The following is an 18,806-nucleotide window of genomic DNA, read 5'->3' as shown; positions in this document are numbered from 1 at the left end:
TGGGAAAGTGATAGCAATACGTCCGCACTCAGATGCCGAACATTTGTTCGATGTGTACTTCTGCCACCAACTACTTCGGACCATTGACCTGAATGACCCTGAGTGCAGTCCATAATGCGTCAACCATGTCCCCGTACATGTGTCCACCATGTCTCCGGTCCGTACACAATCGTTGAAAAGGAACCAAAAAACTTGCCCCTGCATCCGGCCCGACTGCGTCGGGTCCCCTCGCTACATCGCCGTTCCAGGGGCCCGCGCTGACGGGCCATCCATGGCCCGGCAGCGCTCTCGCGACATCCATGTCGCTCAACCCCTTCCACGACGATTCCACTCGGCCTCCTGAAGGGGCACTGGCCCCGCCCCGCCATTCGGAGTCAGGCAACAGTGCAGCGTGCGCTCACAAATTGCTTACCTTTCCGTCTCGGTCGCAGCCCTCGTAGCCTGGGCTTCAAACCCAGGGCCACGCCGACATTCCCGGTGAAATGCCCAAGTGATGCACTGGCTACCGCCCTCCCCGGGCTGAAGCCCGGGCTACGGCCGACCACGCCCACGCCCACGCCTCTGGGCGGATGAATTCGCCCCTACGGGTTTGCGCCATTGGCCGGGTGCACGATCACCGTGGCGGTGATGCCGGCGGCGAGGAGTACGCCCTCGGGCACCTTGTCGATGTGGATGCGCACCGGCACCCGCTGGGCCAGGCGCACCCAGTTGAAGGTGGGGTTCACGTCGGCCACCAGCTCGCGGCTCTGGGGGTTGTCGCGGTCGTAGATGGCGCGGGCGATGCTCTGCACGTGGCCTTCCAGGCGCTCGCCGCTCATCAGTTGCAGCTCCGCCGGGTCGCCCACGGCGATGTGCGGCAGCTTGGTTTCCTCGAAGTAGCCGTAGACCCAGTAGGACGCCTCGTCCACCACCGCCAGCTTGGCCTCGCCGATGCGCGCGTAGTCGCCGGCGTGCACGGTCAGGTTGGTCACGTAGCCGTCCACCGGCGCGCGCACGTCGGTACGGGCCAGGTTCAGCCGGGCCGCCTCCAGGTTGGCCTGGGCCTGCTGGTAGTCCGCCTCGGCGGCCAGCGCGGTGTTGCTGGCGTCGTCCAGGCTCTCGCGGGAGACCACCTGCTCGTCCATCGCCGCGCGGCGGTGGGCGCTGAGCCGGCGCATGTCCAGCACCGCCTTGCGGGCGTTCACTTGGGCTTCGGCCTGTTTCACCGCCAGGCGGTAGTGCTCGGGGTCGATGCGCATCAGCAGGTCGCCCTTCTTCACCCGCTGGTTGTCGGCCACCGGCACCTCCACCACCACGCCGGACACATCCGCCGCGACGTTGATGATGTCGGCGCGCACGCGGCCGTCGCGGGTCCAGGGGCTGTCCATGTAGTTCACCCAGAGGGTGCGGCCGATGAACACGGCCAGGAGCAGGACGAGAAGAGTCGCCAGCAGGCTGAAGACGGATTTGAGGGTCATGGTGGGCTCGATCAACGGTAGACGAACAACGAAAGCCCGCCGAACAGGCAGGCGAACAGGCTCACCCGGAACAGCACCGGGTGCCAGGCGAAGCGGTACAGGCCGGCGGCGGCCAGCACCCGGTCCAAGGCCCAGCAGGCCAGCGCGGTGGCGATGAACAGCAGGGTCAGGGTCGGCATGTAGACGCCATGGAAGGCGATCTCGCGGGGCAGGCTGTCAGGCAGCATGGGCAGGCGCTCCGGCAGGGGCGGAACCGCGCAGGGGCGACTGCGGGTCCAGCAGGGAGGTACGGATGAAGTGCAGGTAGCTGAGCACGCGGCGCAGGCGGGACTGCTCGAAGTCGGCGCCACCGGGCTCCTCGGTGGCGCGCACGGCGTCGATGGCCTGTTCCACCGCCAGCCGGGCCCGCTCCAGGTTGCCCAGCCCCGGTTTCATGAACAGCCGCGCCAGGGCCCGGCCCATGGCCCGCACGGCCTGGCGCCAGGGCTGGTCCTCGGCGTAGCACGGCGCCGCCGGCAGCAGCGCCTGCTCGCGGCGCAGCTCCAGCACCGCGTGGCCCACCTCCAGCACCTGGAAGGTCCAGCGCAGCAGGCCGCGCTGCACCTCGGGCCGCCCGCTGGCGACGCCGTAGGCCTGGTTGAGCAGGTCCCGCGTGCCGCTGTCGAACGCCGCCGGCAGCAGTTCGCCGCGCTCGCTGGTGGCCAGCACCACGCGCTGGCGCAGGTCGCGCTCCAGGCGCCGCCAGAGCCAGGCACTGGTGGGCGGCAGGATCACCGCCGTGACCACCGCTGCCAGGGCCTGGGCGAGGATCAGCGCCAGGTACTCGTTGAGCATGCGCCCCGGGTCGTAGACCGTGAGGTTGGCCGGGATCGCGCCGAAGCTGAAGAACACCAGCAGCCCCAGGCCGTAGCCCGCCCACTGCGGGCGCACCGAGAGGAAGGCGCCGAAGGCGAACACCGGCGCCACCGCCAGGGCCAGCAGCGGGAAGCCGTCCAGGTGCGGCAGCACGAAGAAGGTCACGGTGAAACCGAGGATGGCCGCCAGCACCGTGCCCATGGCCATCTGCATCGCCATCCGCGCCGGATTGGGCGCCGCCGAGACCAGTGCCGCCACGGCGGCGGCGTTGAGCACGAAGCTGCTGCCGCTGGGCCAGGCGGTCTCGATCCAGAACAGGCCGAACACCAGCACCATCAGCGCGGTGCGCGCCCCGGCCACCAGCGCCGCCAGGGAGCTGGCCTTGGCGGCGAAGGACGGTTTCCAGTTCTCCCGCTCGTGGCGGTGGGACGCCAGGGACGCATGGGTGCGGGTGTAGCCCTGCAGCTCATCGGCGAAGCGGTAGAGCAGTTCGGCGGCGGTGTCGAAGTCCAGCCGCTGGGCCTCGTCGGCACCCGCGGCGAGCAGCCGGGCGCGGGCATCGCGGATGCGCTGCTTGAGCTGCTGGCGGCGGTCTTCCAGGCGCTCGGCCAGGGCCAGGGCGTCCTGGTCGGTGAGCGGGCGTTCGCGCCAGGGCCCGAGCACCTCGCGTACGCCGGCCAGGCAGGGCTCCAGGGCCTGCAGCACCGTGCCGTCACCCTGGGCCCGCAGCCGTGCGAGCAGCTGGTGCAGGGCGTGGTAGCGGGTGGTCAGGGCCATGAACTCGCTGTTCAGGCGTGACAGCCGACCGCTGCGCAGGCGCATGTGCGGGTCCTCGAAGCCGGTGGCGCTGCGCAGCGCCTCCAGCCCCACCGCCTGGCTGGCGAAGGCCACGTTGGACGCCTCGAAACGCTGGCGGTCGCCGCCGTCCAGGTGCTCCAGGACGAACGCGGCGAAGGCACCGAAGCGCTGGTAGAGGGCGTTGCGCATGGCGGCGCTGGAGGTCTGCGGGAGGATCAGCGCACTCACCAGGCTGGCGCAGCCGATGCCCAGGGCGATCTCCAGGATGCGCCACAGCGCCTGCATGAATGCCGCCTCCGGGTGGGTGGTGGCGGGCAGGCCGATGAGAGTGGCGGTGTAGCCGGCCAGCACGCAGGCGTAGGAGCGGAAGTCGCGGTAGCGGGTCGCGCCCACGGTGCACAGGCCGATCCACAGCGAGGACACCAGCAGGAACAGCACCCGCTCCTGGGCGAACAGGGCGATCAACGCCACCATCACCGTCAGCCCCACCAGGCTGCCGAGGATGCGGTAGAAGCCCTTCGCCAACACCTGGCCGCTCTGCGGCTGCATGACGATGAACACCGTGATGGTCGCCGTGCTCGGCTGCGGCAGCTCCAGGCGCATGGCCAGCCACAGGGTGACCAGCGCCGCCAGCAGCACCTTGCCGATGTAGACCCAGGTGACGCCGTCGCTGCGCGCCCACTCGAAGAAGGCCCGGCGCCAGGCATCGGCATCCGGCAGGCGCAGGCCGCCGTGGGAAGCGGCCATCAGCGTGCCTCCGGGGTGCGCAGCGGCACCCGCTCGGGCAGCAGGTGGGCGTCGTCCGGCGCCTGGTCCGGCTCGCCCAGGCCGCCGCCGAGGGCGATCACCAGGCCGGCGTGGGCTGCCAGGCGACCGGCGTGGACCTGCTGCGCCACCTCCTGCTGCTGGAACAGGCGGGTCTGGGCGTTGAGCACGTTGAGGTAGTCGGTCAGCCCACCCTGGTAGGCCTGTGTGGCCAGTTCGTAGGTGTGCTGCGCGGCAGCCACCGAGTCATCGGCCAGCTGCTGCTGGCGGGCCAGGCTGCGCACGCGGATGAGTTGGTCGGACACGTCCCGCAGGGCCTGCACCAGGGTGCCGTTGTAGCGCGCCACGGCCGCGTCGTAGGACGCCGAGGCTTCGCCCAGCAGGGCCCGGCGCCGGCCACCGTCGAAGATCGGCAAGGACAGCGCCGGGCCGATGCCGTAGTTGAATTTCTGCTCCTGGAGGAACTCCAGCATGCCGCCGCCCACAGCGTTGTAGCCGACGCTCGCCACCAGGTCGACGTTGGGGTAGAAGTCGGCTTCTGCCGCGTCTACCCCGCGGGCTTCGGCGGCCACCTGCCAGCGGCTGGCCACCAGGTCCGGGCGGTGCCCCAGCAGCTCCACCGGCAGGCGCGCCGGCAGGCCCGGCTGGGCCGCCAGGGACAGGCTCGGGCGGCGCAGCTCGGCCGCCGCACCGGGCCCTTTGCCGGCCAGGGCCGCCAGTTGGTTGCGGCTGAGGGCGATGGCCTCCTCCACCGCTTCCAGGCGGCGGCGGGTCTCCGGCAGGGGCACCTCGGCCTGGCTCACCTCGAACTGGGTGCCGAGGCCCCCGCCCAGGCGCCGCCGGGCCAGGTCGAGAATGGCCTGCTGCTGGTCCAGCAGCGCCTGGACGATGTCCCGCTCGGCGTACTGCAGGGACAGCTGCACGTAGGCGCGCACCACGTTGCCCTCCAGCTCCAGCTGGGCCATGCGCGCCTGGGCGGCGCTCATGCGGGCGAGGTCCTGGTAACGCTCGGCGATGCTGGATTCGCGCCCCCAGAAGTCGAAGGCATAGCTCAGCCCCAGGGCGGCATCGTTGTTCCAGGTGGTGGTGCGGGCCAGCTCGCCAGGGCCGTAGAAATAGTCCGTGGGCCAGCGGTGGCGGCTGAGGGACGCCTTGGCGTCGACCTGGGGCGACTCCACCGCCTCGGCGGCGCCGGCCAGGGAGGCGGCCATGCGCACCCGCGCGCGGGCCTCGGCCAGGCTCGGGCTGCCGGCCAGGGCCTGGTCGACCCAGGCGTCCAGCTGCGGGTCGCCGAAGGCCTGCCACCAGCGCTGCCGGGGCCAGCCGGCATCCTGCCCGGCCTGGGCGATGGCGGCATCCAGCTGCAGGTGGTCGGGGGCCAGGCGTTGTTCGGAGGGGGCGATGCCCTGGGTGGAAAGGCAACCGGCCATTGTTGAAAAAATGACAACGGCGCTGGCGGACCTCAGTCCTCTGGCGAGACGACGCGGCACGGTGGGGTGTCCTGGGATGGTGTGGCTGGATTGGAGCGGAGAGCGGGCACCGACGGGGGCCCGGTGGAGCAGATTCTAGGGATCGGCCCGCACCGGCATAAGCGGGGCATTCGGTGAATGACTATTACCGGATCAGTAACAATCCGCCGGCCCGGCCGCGTGATAATGGCGCCCCCAGCCCTCACCCCGAGCCGCCCCATGGACACCCTGCAGACCATGCGCGCCTTCAGCTGCGTCGCCGACACCGGCAGCTTCACCGCCGCCGCCCAGCAGCTGGGCACCACCACCGCCAACATCTCCCGCGCCGTGGCCCACCTGGAAGGCCACCTGAAGGCGCGCCTGCTCAACCGCACCACCCGGCGCATCGCCCTGACCGAGGCCGGCCAGCGCTACCTGCTGCGCTGCCAGCAGATCCTCGCCTACGTGGAAGAAGCCGAAGCGGAGGCCGGCGACGCCCATGCGCGCCCGGCCGGGCGGCTGCGGGTGCACTCCATGACCGGCATCGGCCAGCACTACGTGATCCGCGCCATGGCCGGCTACCGCCAGCAGTACCCCGACGTGAGCTTCGACCTGACCCTGGCCAACCGGGTGCCGGACCTGCTGGACGAAGGGCTGGACGTGGCCATCGTGGTCGCCACCGAGCTGCCCGACTCGGGGCTGGTGTCCCAGCGCATCGGCGCCACCTACAGCATCCTCTGCGCCTCCCCCGGCTACATCGCCGAGCGTGGCGCACCGCGCACCCCGGCGGACCTGGCCCAGCACGAGTGCCTGCTGCTGATCAGCCCGGTGATGCCCTTCGACCGCTGGCACTTCGTCGGCCCCGACGGCGAACAGATGATCACCCTCGGCAACCCCAGCTTCCAGGTGAACGTGGGCGATGCCATGACCGAGGCCATCCGCTCCGGCATGGGCATCGGCGTCCTGCCGCTGTACTCGGCCATGGACGGGCTGCGCGACGGCTCCCTGGTGCCGGTGCTGCCCCACTACCGCCTACAGTGCCTGAACATCTACGCGCTCTACCCCTCGCGCCAGTACCTGGACGCGAAGATCAAGACCTGGGTGACCTACCTGCGCGAGACCCTGCCCGACGCGCTGCAGGCCGACGAGGTGGAGCTGGCCGGGATTCGCGCCCGCGCCGGTTGAGCGGCGCGGGCGACGGGCTCAGGCGCCCGCCTTCTCCAGCACCAGGTCCGGCGCGGCGGCGGGCTTGAGCAGGGCGTAGAGCACGGCGGTGAGCAGGCTGCCGGCGACGATGGCGAGCAGGTACGGCAGCACGTGGTTGATGGCGTTGGGGATGAGCAGCACGAACAGCCCGCCGTGGGGCGCCATCAGCTTGCAGCCGAAGTACATGGACAGCGCCCCGGTGAGCGCACCGCCGGCGATGCTGGCCGGGATGACCCGCAGCGGGTCCTTGGCCGCGAAGGGAATCGCCCCCTCGGAGATGAAGCACAGCCCCAGCACCAGCGCCGCCTTGCCCGCCTCCCGCTCGCTCTGGGCGAACTTGCGCCGCGCCAGCAGGCAGGCCAGTCCCAGGCCGATGGGCGGCACCATGCCGGCGGCCATGGTGGCGGCCATCGGCGCGTAGCTCTGGGACGCCAGCAGGCCCACCGAGAAGGCGTAGGCCGCCTTGTTGATCGGCCCGCCCAGGTCCACGCACATCATCCCGCCCAGCAGCACGCCGAGGAGGATGGCGTTGGTGGCGCCCATGCCGTCGAGGAAGCGGGTCAGCGCGGCGAGCATGCCGGCCACCGGCGTGCCCACCACGTAGATCATCACCAGCCCGGTCACCAGGCTCGCCAGCAGCGGGATGATCAGGATCGGCTTCAGCGCCTCCAGGCTCTGCGGCAGGTGCAGCCAGCGGTTGATGGCGCGGGCGCAGTAGCCGGCGATGAAGCCGGCGACGATGCCGCCGATGAAGCCCGCCCCCAGGGTGCCGGCCAGCAGCCCGCCGATCATCCCCGGCGCCAGGCCCGGCCGGTCGGCGATGGAATAGGCGATGTAGCCGGCCAGCAGCGGCACCATCAGCTTGAAGGCGGTGTCGCCGCCGATCTGCATCAGCGCGGCGGCCAGGGTGCCCTGCTCCTTGAACGCCTCGATGCCGAAGACGAAGGACAGGGCGATCAGCAGGCCCCCCGCCACCACCATCGGCAGCATGAAGGACACACCGGTGAGCAGGTGCTTGTACAGGCCCTTGGCCTCGCCGCCCTTCTCCGCCGCACGCGGTGCAGGGCCGGAGGAGGCCTCCGCCTGCAACTCGCGGGCTTCGGCCAGGGCGCGCTCCAGGGTCGCCTCGGCCTGTTTGAGGGCCACGCCGGTGCCGCAGCGGTAGACCCGCTTGCCGGCGAAGCGCGCCAGGTCCACCTCGATGTCGGTGGCCAGCAGCACCACGTCGGCGCGGGCGATGGCGTCCGCCGGCAGCGGATCACGGGCGCCCACCGACCCCTGGGTTTCCACCAGCAGGTCGTAGCCCAGGCGCTGGGCGGCCTGCTTGAGGGCCTCGGCGGCCATGAAGGTGTGCGCCACCCCGGTCGGGCAGGCGGTCACCGCCACCAGGCGCGGACGCTGGACGCGGGCGCCGACCTCGGAGGGCTCGCGCAGGGCCGCGCGGGCCTCGGCGCGGCGCAGGAAGTGCTCGGGCGCCTGCAGCGCCTCCACCGGGCTGGAGAGGAACACCCGCTTGCCGCTGAAGCGCGACAGGTCCACCTCGCCGGTGGCCACCACCAGCACCCAGTCGGCGGCGGCCAGGTCGGTGGCGGACAGCGGCGCCCCGCCGGGCATCTCCACGCAGGTGCTCCAGCCCAGGCGGCGGGCGGCGGCGTCCAGCAGGCGGGCGCTGATCAGGCTGGTGACGGCCCCGTTGGGGCACGCCGTGACTAGGGCGAGTTTCATCGGGAGACCTCGTGCTGTGCGGGGGCATCGACCAGGGTGACGGCGCCTTCCAGCGCGGCCAGCTGGGCCCGGTCGTGAATGCCGAAACCGATCTGGGTGACGGCCTGGGCGGCAATGGCGGTGGCGTGGCGCAGGGTCTGCTGCGGCGACCAGCCGCTGAGCAGGCCGTGCAGCATGCCGGCCAGCAGCGAATCCCCGGCGCCGACGGTGCTCGCCACCTGCACCCTGGGCGGACGGGCCGCCAGCACCCCGCCCGGGTTGAACCAGCGCACCCCGTCGGCGCCCAGGGACAGCACCAGGTGCTCGATGCCCATCGCGTGCAGGCGCTGGGCCTCCAGGGCCTGGGCGGCGGCGTCATCCAGGGGGTGGCCGCAGGCGTCCGCCAGCTCCTCCTGGTTCGGTTTCACCAGCCAGGGCGCGGAGTCGAGCCCGGCACGCAGTGCCGCGCCGCTGGTGTCCAGCGCCACCCGGGCACCGAGCCCGCGCAGGCGCTGCAGCAACGTCCGCAGCCAGTCCGGGTCCACGCCCCGGGGCAGGCTGCCGGCCACCACCACCAGGTCGTGGCCCGGCACCAGACGGTCCAGCCGCTCCAGCAGCGCGGCCCTGGCGGCCGCGTCGACTTCGGGGCCGGGGCCGTTGATGTCGGTGATGCGGCCGTCGTCCTCAGCCAGCTTGAGGTTGCTGCGGGTCTCCCCGTCGACGCGGACGAAGGCATCGTGGAAGCCGCGCCGGGCGAACAGCGCCTCGAACGGCTGGGCATTGTCGGCACCGAGGAAGCCGGCCACCGACAGGCTGTGGCCGAGGTCGGCCAGCACCTGGGCCACGTTGAGGCCCTTGCCGGCGGCATGGGCCACCAGGGCATCGCCCCGGTTCACTGCGCCCGGCACCAGCTGGCGCAGGCGCAGGGTGAGGTCCAGCGCGGGGTTGAGGGTCAGGGTGAGGATGCGTGCCATCAGAATCGCTCCGCCAGTTCGCGCACGGCTTCGGCGCTTTCGGCCTGCAGGGCCACGGCGGCCAGCTCCTGGGCGGCCGCCTGGCTCATGGCGCGGATGCGCGCCTTGATTTCCGCAATGCTGCGCGCGGACACGCTCAGCTCGTCCACCCCCAGCCCCACCAGCAGCGGCACCGCCAGCGGGTCGGAGGCCAGTTCGCCGCACACCCCGACCCACTTGCCGTGGGCATGGGCGGCGCGCACGGTCATGTCGATCAGTTGCAGCACAGCCGGGTGCAGCCCATCGGCCTGGGCGGAAAGGGTCGGGTGGCCACGGTCGATGGCCAGGGCGTACTGGGTCAGGTCGTTGGTGCCGATGCTGAAGAAGTCCACCTCGCGGGCCAGCACCGGCGCCAGCAGGGCGGCGGACGGCACCTCCACCATGATCCCCAGCTGCACGTCGGCATGGGGCAGCTCGCCCAGTAGCTCACGGGCCATGTCCCGCGCCTGGCGCCACTCGCCGACGCTGCCGACCATGGGGAACATGATGCGCAGCGGCCGGTCCTCGGCGGCCTGCAGCAGTGCGCGCAGCTGGGTGCGCATCACCTTCGGGCGCTGCAGGGTCAGGCGCACGCCGCGCAGGCCGAGGAAGGGGTTCTCCTCGGTGGGGATGGGCCAGTAGGGCAAGGGCTTGTCGCCGCCCACGTCGAGGGTCCGCGCCACCAGCGGGCGCCCGTCCAGGGCGTCGAACACGCGGCGGTAGTCGGCCTCCTGGGTGGCCAGGTCGGGAGCCTGGGCGTGGGCCATGAAGATGAATTCGGTGCGCAGCAGGCCGATGCCTTCGGCCCCCTGGGCCACGGCCGCCGCCGCGCCCTGGGCGTCGCCCAGGTTGGCGCAGACCTCCACTGCATGGCCGTCGCGGGTCACCGCCGGCTCCAGCTTGTGGGCCTCGGCCTCGCGCAGCAGGCGCTCGCGTTCGCTGCGCTCCTGGCGGGCACGCTCCAGCAGCGCTGCCTCGGGTTCCACCACCAGGCGCCCTCGCCCGCCGTCCAGCAGCAGCATGGCGCCCGGCGCCAGGGCCAGCACCCGCGCCCCCGCGCCCACCAGCGCCGGGATGCCCAGCGCTCGCGCGACGATGGCGCTGTGGGAGGTGGCGCCGCCCCGGGCGGTGAGGATGCCGGCGACCCGCTCGCGGTCCAGGCGGGCCACGTCCGAGGGGGCCATTTCGTCCAGCACCAGCACGTAGGGCTCGCGGGGCTCGGGCACCTCCTCCACGCCGCACAACTGGGCCAGCACGCGCCGGCCGACGTCGCGCAGGTCGGCGGCACGCTCGGCCAGCAAGGCATCCTGCAGGGCTTCCTGCTGCCGGGCCGCCTCGCCGATGACCGCATTCCAGGCGGCGGCGGCACTCTCGCCACGGGCCAGGCGCGCGTCCACGTCCTCCACCAGGGAGGGGTCGGCAAGCATTTCCAGATGGGTGACGAAGATCTCGCGGATGGCCTTGACCTCGCTGCGCGTCACCAGCGCCTCGATCTCGCCCCGCACCTGGGCCAGGGCCTGCTCCAGGCGCTGGCGCTCCTGCGCCGGGGACTCGCCCCGGGCCGGGTAGTCGAAGGCCCGCGCCACGCGGACATGGGCCGGGCCGATGGCGATGCCGGGGGACGCCGACACGGCCGCCAGCACCTCGCCGGGCTGCGGTGCGGTGGGCGCGGCGACGGGCGCCTCAGGCGCTTCCGAGGGCGCCTCGGGTCGCGCTGCGTCCAGCGGCTCCACGGTTTCGCCGAGGCCGGCCAGGATGGCGTCGCGCAGGGCCGGCAGGGCCTCGTCGGCGATCGCCGGTTCGGCCAGCAGCTCCAGCACCTGCCCTCGGCGCACGCCCAGCGCCAGCAGTTTGCTCAGGCTGCGGGCGCTGACGGCAGGCTGGCCGCTGTCGGCGACACGGATGCGGATCTCCCCGGCAAAGGCCTTGGCCGCCTGGGCCAGCTCCTTGGCGGGGCGGGCATGCAGGCCGTGGGCGTTGGCCAGGGGCACGCGCAGGCTCGGCCAGTCGGCGATGGAGTCACCGCCGAGGGTTTCCAGCAGCGCACGGCTGGAGACGGCGTGCACGATCTCGCCACCGCGCCCCTCCACCAGCAGGCTGCACAGGCGCTCCAGCAGCGCCTGGTGGGCATCCCCCAGGCTCGCCAGGCAGAACAGGCCGGCCAGGGGCTGGCCCTGGTACTGCAGGGCCGCCGCCGGGGCGACAAAGGCCAGGCCTGGCCGCTCCACGGCCTGGTCGGTGTCCAGCCACCAGAGGCCGTCGCCCAGGGGCAGCGGCTCACGCTGCAGCAGGGCTGCCGCAAAGCCCTTGTCGACGCACCCGGCGCGGCGCAGCAGGCGGGCGCCTTGCAGGGCCAGTTCGTCGAGGTCTTCGGCCTCGCTGCCGAGGGCGATCAACTGGTCGTCCAGCGCCAGGTCACGGGGGGCGCCCTGGAGCAGTTGGAGGATCGCCTCGGGGCTCTCGGCCGCGCGCAGGGCCTCGCCCAGTTCGCCCTCGCCGAGGGCGCGGGTCAGCAGTTGCAGCAGGCGCAGGTGCTCGTCGGACTTGGCGGCGATGCCGATGGCCAGGTACACGCGCTGGCCATCGCCCCACTCCACGCCGCCGGGGAAATGCAGCAGGCGTACGCCGGTGGCGTGCACCAGGTGGCGGGTCTCGGGGGTGCCGTGGGGAATCGCGATGCCCTGGCCGAGGCAGGTGGAGCCCTGCGCTTCGCGGGCCTCCAGCGCAGCCAGGTAGCCGTCGGCGGCCAGGCCGTCCGCCACCAGCCGCTGCGCCACCTGGCGCAGGGCGTCGGCCTTGTCCGTCGCGGCCAGGCCCATGGACACCTGTCCGGGGGTCAGTTCGAGCATGCGTGCCTCCAAACGGGCCTCGGGGCCCTCTTGTCGTTGTGCCATCTGCATCAGCTTAGGTGCTGCCTTCCGTCACGCCGGGCAGGTGCGTGCGGTCCGTGACCACGCCAGGCAGGACGTGGAAACATCTGGACAAGGGCCTTGCTGAATCGTTTCACTAAGCGTGGGCGGCACGGTAACCGATATCCTTCGCCGCTTGAAGTGCCCGGCGGACGAAATGTGCATCCGCCCGCCGCGCCCCAGTGAGGACCCCGAACGTGAAACTCAGCGACATCGCCCGCCTGGCCGGCGTCTCCCTCACCACCGCCAGCTACGTGGTCAACGGCAAGGCCGAGCAGAAGCGCATCTCCCCCGCCACGGTGGCGCGGGTGCAGGCGGTGGTGGAGGCCCACGGCTTCCGCCCCGACCCCCAGGCCGCCGGCTTGCGCCGGGGGCAGACGCGCACCCTGGGGTTCATCCTCCCGGACCTGGAGAACCCCAGCTATGCGCGCCTGGCCAAGCTGCTGGAGCAGCGGGCGCGTGCCCAGGGCTACCAGGTGCTGATCGCCAGCTCGGACGACGACCCGGCCAGCGAGCGCCAGTTGCTGGAGCTGTTCGCCGCCCGTCGCTGCGATGCGCTGGTGGTCGCCAGTTGCCTGCCGCCCGAGGACCCGACCCTGGCCGACCTGCTGGCCGAAGGGCTGCCGGTGATCGGCGTCGACCGGGTGCTGGACCCGACGCGCTTCGGCTCGGTGGTCAGCGACGACCGACCGGCCAGCCAGCAGCTCACCCACAGCCTGCTGGCGCCCGGCCTGCGCCAGGTGGCGCTGCTGGGCGCGCGCCCGGAGCTGAACATCAGCCGCGAGCGGGAGGCGGGCTTCCGCCTGGCGCTGGAGGGGTTCGCGGGTGAGGTGCGGGTGATGCAGGGCGCGCAGTTCAGCCGCGACTGCGGGCGCCAGATGATGGAGTCCCTGCTGGACGAACAGGCCCACCTGCCGGACGCCCTGGTGACCACCGCCTATGTGCTGCTGGCCGGGGTGCTGGATGTGCTGCGCGAGCGCGGCGCCTGGCCCCGGGCGTTGCGTGTCGGCACCTTCGGCGACACCCAGTTGCTGGACTTCCTGCCCCTGCCGGTGAACGCCATGCGCCAGCAGCACGAACTGATCGCCGATGCCGTCCTGGCCCAGGCCCTGCGAGCCATCGCCGGGGACTACCAGCCCGGCGTCACCGCCGTCCCACGGCAATTGCATGTGCGGCGTAACGGCTGACAGGTCGCTCGGACTTCAGTCCGGGGCATGCCCCAACCTCCGCGCCCTGGGCTGAAGCCCAGGCTACGGGGGCCGGTAAACGACTGCGGGCTCGAGCGCTGGGTAGCCCGGACTTCAGTCCGGGGCATGCCCCAAACTCCGCTCCCTGGGCTGAAGCCCAGGCTACGGGTGCCGGTAAACGACTGCGGGTTCAAGCACGGGGTAGCCCGGACTTCAGTCCGGGGAGTGCCACAACCTCCGCTTCCTGGGCTGAAGCCCAGGCTACGGGTGCCAGTAAACGACTGCGGGTTCGAGCACGGGGTAGCCCGGACTTCAGTCCGGGGAATGCCGCAACCTCCGCTTCCTGGGCTGAAGCCCAGGCTACGGGTGCCGGTAAACGACTGCGGGTTCGAGCACGGGGTAGCCCGGACTTCAGTCCGGGAACGCCCGACCTCCGCACCCTGGGCTGAAGCCAGGCTACGGACGGTCAGGGTTCTTCGAGGAAGAGGGTGACGCGGACGTGGAAGCGGTCGATGCGGGTCCAGTCCTTTTCCAGGGTTTCGCCGGAGCCCATGCCGATCTCGTAGCCGTAGGGCCGGCCGGCGGGATGGGGGGCGTAGACGGACGGGGCCTCCCAGCCGCAGCAGACGAAGCGCAGCGGCTGCATGCCGAAGCGCTGTTCCAGCCGGGCTTCGAGCGCTCGGGCGTCGCGTCCGGGGATGCTGTACTCGGCCACCCGCTGGCGCAGCTGGCCGCCCTCCTCCAGACGGCAGCCGTCGAACTGCAACCCGGGCGCGCTGACGCCGAGGGCCGCCAGGTAGTCGCCGCACCCCGGCTCCTCGCCCCAGGCCAGCAGCGGCAGCAGCGCCACCGCCAGCAGCACACCGCGACGCATCAGAAGATGTAGTCCGTGCTGATGAAGCTGGATTCGCGGTTGCCGAGGATGCGGCTGACCAGCGCCTTGTTGTCCGCGTTGAAGCGGGTCGCCACCAGGGTGCGGATGGAGAAGGTGCGCAGGGCGTCATGCACCGACAGGGTGCCTTCGGCGGAGTTCTTGCGGCCGTTGAAGGGGAAGCTGTCCGGGCCGCGCTGGCACTGGGCGTTGATGTTGATGCGCCCCACCTGGTTGGCGAAGGTGTCCACCAGCCGCCCCACTTCGGCGGGGTCGTTGCCGAAGATCGACAGCTGCTGGCCGTAGTCGGAGTCCAGCACGTAGTCGATCACCGTCTGCAGGTCGCGGTAGGGCACCACCGGCACCAGCGGGCCGAACTGCTCCTCGTGGTAGACCCGCATGGCCGGGGTCACCGGGCACAGCAGCGCGGGGTAGAAGAAGCTCTGGTGACGCCGGCCGCCGCCTTCGTTGACCACCTGCGCGCCCTGCTCCAGGGCATCGCGCAGCAGGCCGTCGAGGTAGTCCACCTTGCCCGGTTCCGGCAGCGGGGTCAGGGCCACGCCGTCGTCCCAGGGCATGCCGGGGCGCAGGCGTGCCAGGCGCGCGCTGAACCGGGTGAGGAAGGGTTCCAGCACGTCCTCGTGGACGAAGAGGATCTTCAGTGCGGTGCAGCGCTGGCCGTTGAACGAGAGCGCGCCGGTGACGGCCTCTTCCACGGCGTTGTCCAGGTCCACCTGGGGCAGCACGATGCCGGGGTTCTTCGCATCCAGCCCGAGGGCGGCGCGCAAGCGGTGCGGGCGCGGGTGCAGTTTCTTCAGGTCGGCGGCGCCGGAGTGGGTGCCGATGAAGGCGAACACGTCCACCTTGCCGCTGGCCATGATGGCGCTGACGGTCTCGCGGCCCTTGCCGTAGATGATGTTGATGACGCCGGGCGGGAAGCTGTCGCGGAACGCCTCCAGCAGCGGGCGCATCAGCAGCACGCCGAACTTGGCCGGTTTGAAGACCACGGTGTTGCCCATGATCAGCGCCGGGATCAGCGTGGTGAAGGTTTCATTCAGCGGGTAGTTGTACGGCCCCATGCACAGCGCCACGCCCAGGGGGACGCGGCGGATCTGTCCGAGGGTGCCCTGCACCAGCTCGAAGCGGCTGGAGCGGCGGTCCAGCTCCTTGAGCGCCTCGATGGTGTCGACGATGTAGTCGCAGGTGCGGTCGAACTCCTTCTCGGAGTCCTTGAGGTTCTTGCCGATCTCCCACATCAGCAGCTTCACCACCGCCTGGCGCTGCTCGCGCATGCGCGCCAGGAAGCGTTCCACGTGGGCGATGCGCTCGGCCACCCGCAGGGTCGGCCAGGCGCCCTGCCCCTTGTCGTAGGCACGCACGGCGGCGTCCAGCGCCTGCAGGGCGGCCTCGGCATCCAGCAGCGGGGTGCTGCCGAGCACCACCTGCTCCTCGCCCTGCGGCCCCTTGAGGTAGACCGGGCTGCGCACCGGGGCCAGGGGGCCGGCCCAGCGGCGCAGTTCGCCATCCACCAGGTAGTCGCGTTGCTCGACGGGCTCGCCCAGGCGCCAGGCCTCGGGAATCTGGTCGGCGTGGGGGAACAGGGTCTCGGCGGTGAACAGGGACATGGCGCGCTCCGGGTAGGGGTTCAGGCCAGCAGGGCCAGGGCTTCGGCGGTGGTGCGGGTGATGCGGTCCCAGTCGCCGGCACGCTGCCAGGCGCTGTCCAGCATCCAGCTGCCGCCCACGCACATGACGTTGGGTTGGGCCATGTACTGGACCAGGTTGTCCGGCCGCACGCCGCCGGTGGGGCAGAAGCGCACCGCCGGGAACGGGCCGCCGAAGGCCTTGAGCGCGGCGACGCCGCCGCAGATCTCCGCCGGGAACAGCTTGAAGCGCCGGTAGCCACGAGCGTGGCCGAGCATGATCTCGGAGGCGCTGCCCACGCCCGGCAGCAGTGGCAGCGGGCTGTGCAACGCGGCATCGAGCAGTTCGGCGGTGCAGCCGGGGCTGACGAGGAACTGGGCACCGGCGGCCTCGGCCTCGGCCAGCATCGCTTCGTCCAGCACGGTGCCGGCGCCCACCAGCAGGTCCGGGCGCTGCGCCCGCAGCAGGCGGATGGCGCCCAGGCCGTGGGCCGAGCGCAGGGTCACTTCCAGCACCTTGAGGCCACCAGCGGCCAGGGCGTCGGCCAGCGGCAGGATGTGGGCTTCGTCTTCGATGGTGATGACCGGCAGGATGCGCGCCTCGGCGCAGAGCCGGTCGATCATCTCCACCTTCTCGGCCATGCTCGGCACGCGGCGAACGGCGGTTCGCGGCTTGTGGATGGTGGTCATGGCATTACTCCCGTTGCGTGAGCCCTTGAGACGGATGGAGCCTCAGGGGCACCAGTAGATCGACAGCGGCCGGCGCAGGAAGGCGCGGATCGGCATGGCCGCCACGTCCTCGCCCTGCAGCGCGGCGGCCAGGGTGTCCAGCTTGCCGCGCCCTTGCAGGGCCAGCAGGGTCAGGCGGCTGCCTTGCAGCAGGGCCAGGGGCAGCGTCAGGCGCTGGTGGGGCACGCTGGGTGCGCGGGTCGCCAGGCACCGGGCGCGGCAGGCCGGGTCCAGGGCCTCGGCCAGGTTCGGGCTGCCGGGGAACAGCGAGGCGGTGTGGCCGTCTTCGCCCATGCCCAGCACCAGCACGTCGATGGGCTGCGGCAGCGCTTCCAGGGCCTGGTCGGCCAGGCGCGCAGCCTCCTCCTGGGTGGCGGCGGCCTGGTAGAGGCCGACGAAGCGGGCCTTGGCGGCTTCGCCCTGGAGCAGGTGGCGCTGCACCAGCCCTTCGTTGCTGTCCGGGTGGCTCACCGGCACCCAGCGCTCGTCGGCCAGGCCGACGGTCACGGCGGACCAGTCCAGCCGCGCCTGCGCCAGGCGTTCGAAGAAGGCCACCGGGCTGCGCCCGCCGGACACCACCAGGGTGGCGCTGCCGCGTGTGGCCAGGGCCTCGCGCAGGGCCTCGGCCACGCGCTGGGCCAGGTGCCCGGCCAGCTCGGCGGCATCCGCCAGGGCTATCGGCTCCACGGCCGGGGGGAATCGGAGGTCAGAGATCGCCATACCAGCTCCTTCCGTCTCGGGTGATCAATGCAATGGAGGCCACCGGGCCCCAGGTACCGGCGGCATAGGGTTTGGGGGCATCGCCCAGCTGCTTCCAGCCTTCGATGAGCTGGTCGCACCACTGCCAGGCGTATTCGATTTCGTCCTTGCGCACGAAGAGGTTCTGGTTGCCCTGCATCACCTCCAGCAACAGGCGCTCGTAGGCATCGGGGATGCGCGCGCTGCGGTAGGTGTCAGAGAAATTCAGTTGCAGCGGGCCGCTGCGCAGCTGCATGCCCTTGTCCAGGCCCTGTTCCTTGGTCATCACCTGCAAGGAGATGCCTTCGTCCGGTTGCAGGCGGATGATCAGCCGGTTGCTGATCAGCGGCCGCTGCTCGGGGGCGAAGATGTAGTGCGGCGGTTCCTTGAAGTGGATGACGATCTGCGACAGCTTCTGCGGCATGCGCTTGCCGGTCCGCAGGTAGAACGGCACGCCGCTCCAGCGCCAGTTGCGGATGTCGGCCCGCAGGGCGACGAAGGTCTCGGTGTCGCTGTGGGTGTTGGCGTTCTCTTCCTCCAGGTAACCCGGCACCGCGCGGCCCTGGCTGCTGCCGGCGATGTACTGGCCGCGCACCACCTGCTGCGCCACCTGGGCGGCGGTGATGGGCGCCAGGGCCTTGAGCACCTTGACCTTCTCGTCGCGGATGCTGTCGGCGGAGAGGTTGCTGGGCGGGTCCATGGCGATCAGGCAGAGCAGCTGCAGCAGGTGGTTCTGCACCATGTCGCGCAGCTGGCCGGCCTCGTCGAAATAGCCCCAGCGCCCTTCGATGCCCACCTGCTCGGCCACAGTGATCTCCACGTGGGAGATGTGGTGCTGGTTCCACTGGGTCTCGAACAGGCTGTTGGCGAAGCGCAGGGCGATCAGGTTCTGCACCGTCTCCTTGCCCAGGTAGTGGTCGATCCGGTAGATGCGGCTCTCCGGGAAGTGCACCGCCACGGCGTCGTTGATCCGCCGGGAGGACTCCAGGTCATGGCCGATGGGTTTCTCCAGCACCACCCGGGTGTTCTGCACCAGGCCCACCTGGGCCAGGCCTTCGCAGATGGCGCCGTACACCGAGGCCGGGGTGGCGAAGTAGGCGATCAGCGGCTCGTCCGCCCCCACCCGCTCGGCCAGCTCGCGGTAGCCCTCGGCGTGGAGGAAGAAGTCCATCGACAGGTATTCCAGCCGCGCCATGAAGCGCACCACCTGGTCGGGGTCGATCTCGCGCTCGGGCACGTGGCGCTCCAGGTGCTCGGCGATGGCGGCCTGGCGGGCGCCGTTCTCGTCGCTTTCACGGGCCAGGGCGAGGATGCGGGTGCGCGGGTGCAGCAGCCCCGCGCGGTCCAGCTGGTAGAGCGCCGGGAACAGCTTGCGCAGGGCCAGGTCGCCAAGGGCGCCGAACAGGGCAAAGGTGCAGGGTTCTACAGTGATGGCAGCCATGATGTTTTGTTCTTCTACAAGGTTGAGAGAGATTTACACCGCCAGAATTCGCAACACAAGAAAA

At 71.3% G+C, this 18,806-nt stretch carries 14 protein-coding genes; 2 read left to right on the top strand and 12 right to left on the bottom strand.

Going from position 1 to position 18,806, the window contains the following annotated elements; genetic code table 11:
- Window positions 1-581 precede the first annotated feature (581 nt).
- From BM198_RS22970 to BM198_RS22955, 4 genes are read right to left on the bottom strand one after another with little or no spacing between them, the layout of a single operon-like run.
- Window positions 582-1,457 carry an efflux RND transporter periplasmic adaptor subunit gene (locus tag BM198_RS22970; RefSeq protein WP_044406561.1) on the bottom strand — a complete coding sequence of 292 codons (876 nt, stop codon included), beginning with the start codon at window positions 1,455-1,457 and terminating at the stop codon, window positions 582-584.
- A gap of 11 nt (window positions 1,458-1,468) precedes the next feature.
- Window positions 1,469-1,669, bottom strand: a complete 201-nt coding sequence (locus tag BM198_RS22965) for a DUF1656 domain-containing protein (protein WP_044406645.1) — start codon at window positions 1,667-1,669, stop codon at window positions 1,469-1,471.
- 4 nt (window positions 1,670-1,673) lie between these two features.
- Entirely contained in the window at window positions 1,674-3,857 is a 2,184-nt protein-coding gene (locus BM198_RS22960) for an FUSC family protein (RefSeq protein WP_074972700.1), read from the bottom strand.
- The gene (locus tag BM198_RS22955) at window positions 3,857-5,305 is read right to left on the bottom strand and encodes an efflux transporter outer membrane subunit (RefSeq protein WP_139233693.1); all 1,449 of its coding nucleotides are present in this window, start codon (window positions 5,303-5,305) and stop codon (window positions 3,857-3,859) included. The genes BM198_RS22960 and BM198_RS22955 overlap by 1 nt, the downstream gene beginning before the upstream one ends.
- Window positions 5,306-5,563: 258 nt before the next feature.
- Here BM198_RS22955 and BM198_RS22950 point away from each other — a divergent pair, with 258 nt between their 5' ends.
- Window positions 5,564-6,508 carry a LysR family transcriptional regulator gene (locus BM198_RS22950; protein WP_044406553.1) on the top strand — a complete coding sequence of 315 codons (945 nt, stop codon included), beginning with the start codon at window positions 5,564-5,566 and terminating at the stop codon, window positions 6,506-6,508.
- A gap of 18 nt (window positions 6,509-6,526) precedes the next feature.
- Here the strand turns inward: BM198_RS22950 and BM198_RS22945 are convergent, their stop codons facing one another.
- Genes BM198_RS22945 through ptsP form a run of 3 tightly spaced genes read right to left on the bottom strand, consistent with a single transcriptional unit; the run spans window position 6,527 to window position 12,074 of the window.
- Window positions 6,527-8,254 carry a fructose-specific PTS transporter subunit EIIC gene (locus BM198_RS22945; protein WP_074972696.1) on the bottom strand — a complete coding sequence of 576 codons (1,728 nt, stop codon included), beginning with the start codon at window positions 8,252-8,254 and terminating at the stop codon, window positions 6,527-6,529.
- Complete coding sequence (pfkB, locus tag BM198_RS22940) at window positions 8,251-9,207, bottom strand: 1-phosphofructokinase (protein WP_074972694.1); 957 nt, start codon at window positions 9,205-9,207, stop codon at window positions 8,251-8,253. Before pfkB ends, BM198_RS22945 begins: the two co-directional genes overlap by 4 nt.
- Entirely contained in the window at window positions 9,207-12,074 is a 2,868-nt protein-coding gene (gene ptsP, locus BM198_RS22935; RefSeq protein WP_074972693.1) for a phosphoenolpyruvate--protein phosphotransferase, read from the bottom strand. The genes pfkB and ptsP overlap by 1 nt, the downstream gene beginning before the upstream one ends.
- Window positions 12,075-12,331: 257 nt before the next feature.
- On the opposite strand from ptsP, the gene cra reads away from it, so the two are divergent.
- Window positions 12,332-13,321, top strand: a complete 990-nt coding sequence (cra, locus tag BM198_RS22930; protein WP_074972691.1) for a catabolite repressor/activator — start codon at window positions 12,332-12,334, stop codon at window positions 13,319-13,321.
- Window positions 13,322-13,787: 466 nt separating this feature from the next.
- Here the strand turns inward: cra and BM198_RS22925 are convergent, their stop codons facing one another.
- The 5 genes from BM198_RS22925 to zwf form a co-directional block, all read right to left on the bottom strand.
- Complete coding sequence (locus BM198_RS22925) at window positions 13,788-14,195, bottom strand: DUF4952 domain-containing protein (protein ID WP_074972688.1); 408 nt, start codon at window positions 14,193-14,195, stop codon at window positions 13,788-13,790.
- A complete protein-coding gene (locus BM198_RS22920) occupies window positions 14,195-15,817 on the bottom strand; it encodes an NADP-dependent glyceraldehyde-3-phosphate dehydrogenase (protein ID WP_074972686.1) in 1,623 nt (540 codons plus the stop codon). The genes BM198_RS22925 and BM198_RS22920 overlap by 1 nt, the downstream gene beginning before the upstream one ends.
- Window positions 15,818-15,837: 20 nt before the next feature.
- Complete coding sequence (locus BM198_RS22915; RefSeq protein ID WP_044406639.1) at window positions 15,838-16,476, bottom strand: bifunctional 4-hydroxy-2-oxoglutarate aldolase/2-dehydro-3-deoxy-phosphogluconate aldolase; 639 nt, start codon at window positions 16,474-16,476, stop codon at window positions 15,838-15,840.
- Between the two features lie 90 nt (window positions 16,477-16,566).
- Entirely contained in the window at window positions 16,567-17,283 is a 717-nt protein-coding gene (gene pgl / locus BM198_RS22910; RefSeq protein WP_074972684.1) for a 6-phosphogluconolactonase, read from the bottom strand.
- Entirely contained in the window at window positions 17,270-18,742 is a 1,473-nt protein-coding gene (gene zwf, locus BM198_RS22905) for a glucose-6-phosphate dehydrogenase (RefSeq protein ID WP_074972682.1), read from the bottom strand. Before zwf ends, pgl begins: the two co-directional genes overlap by 14 nt.
- Window positions 18,743-18,806: the final 64 nt, after the last annotated feature.

Origin of the sequence: Metapseudomonas otitidis (assembly GCF_900111835.1) — a bacterium.
Taxonomy (GTDB): Bacteria; Pseudomonadota; Gammaproteobacteria; order Pseudomonadales; family Pseudomonadaceae; genus Metapseudomonas; species Metapseudomonas otitidis.
The sequence above is the reverse complement of the archived record's forward strand: the minus strand, read 5'-3'. Positions and strand labels throughout refer to the sequence as shown.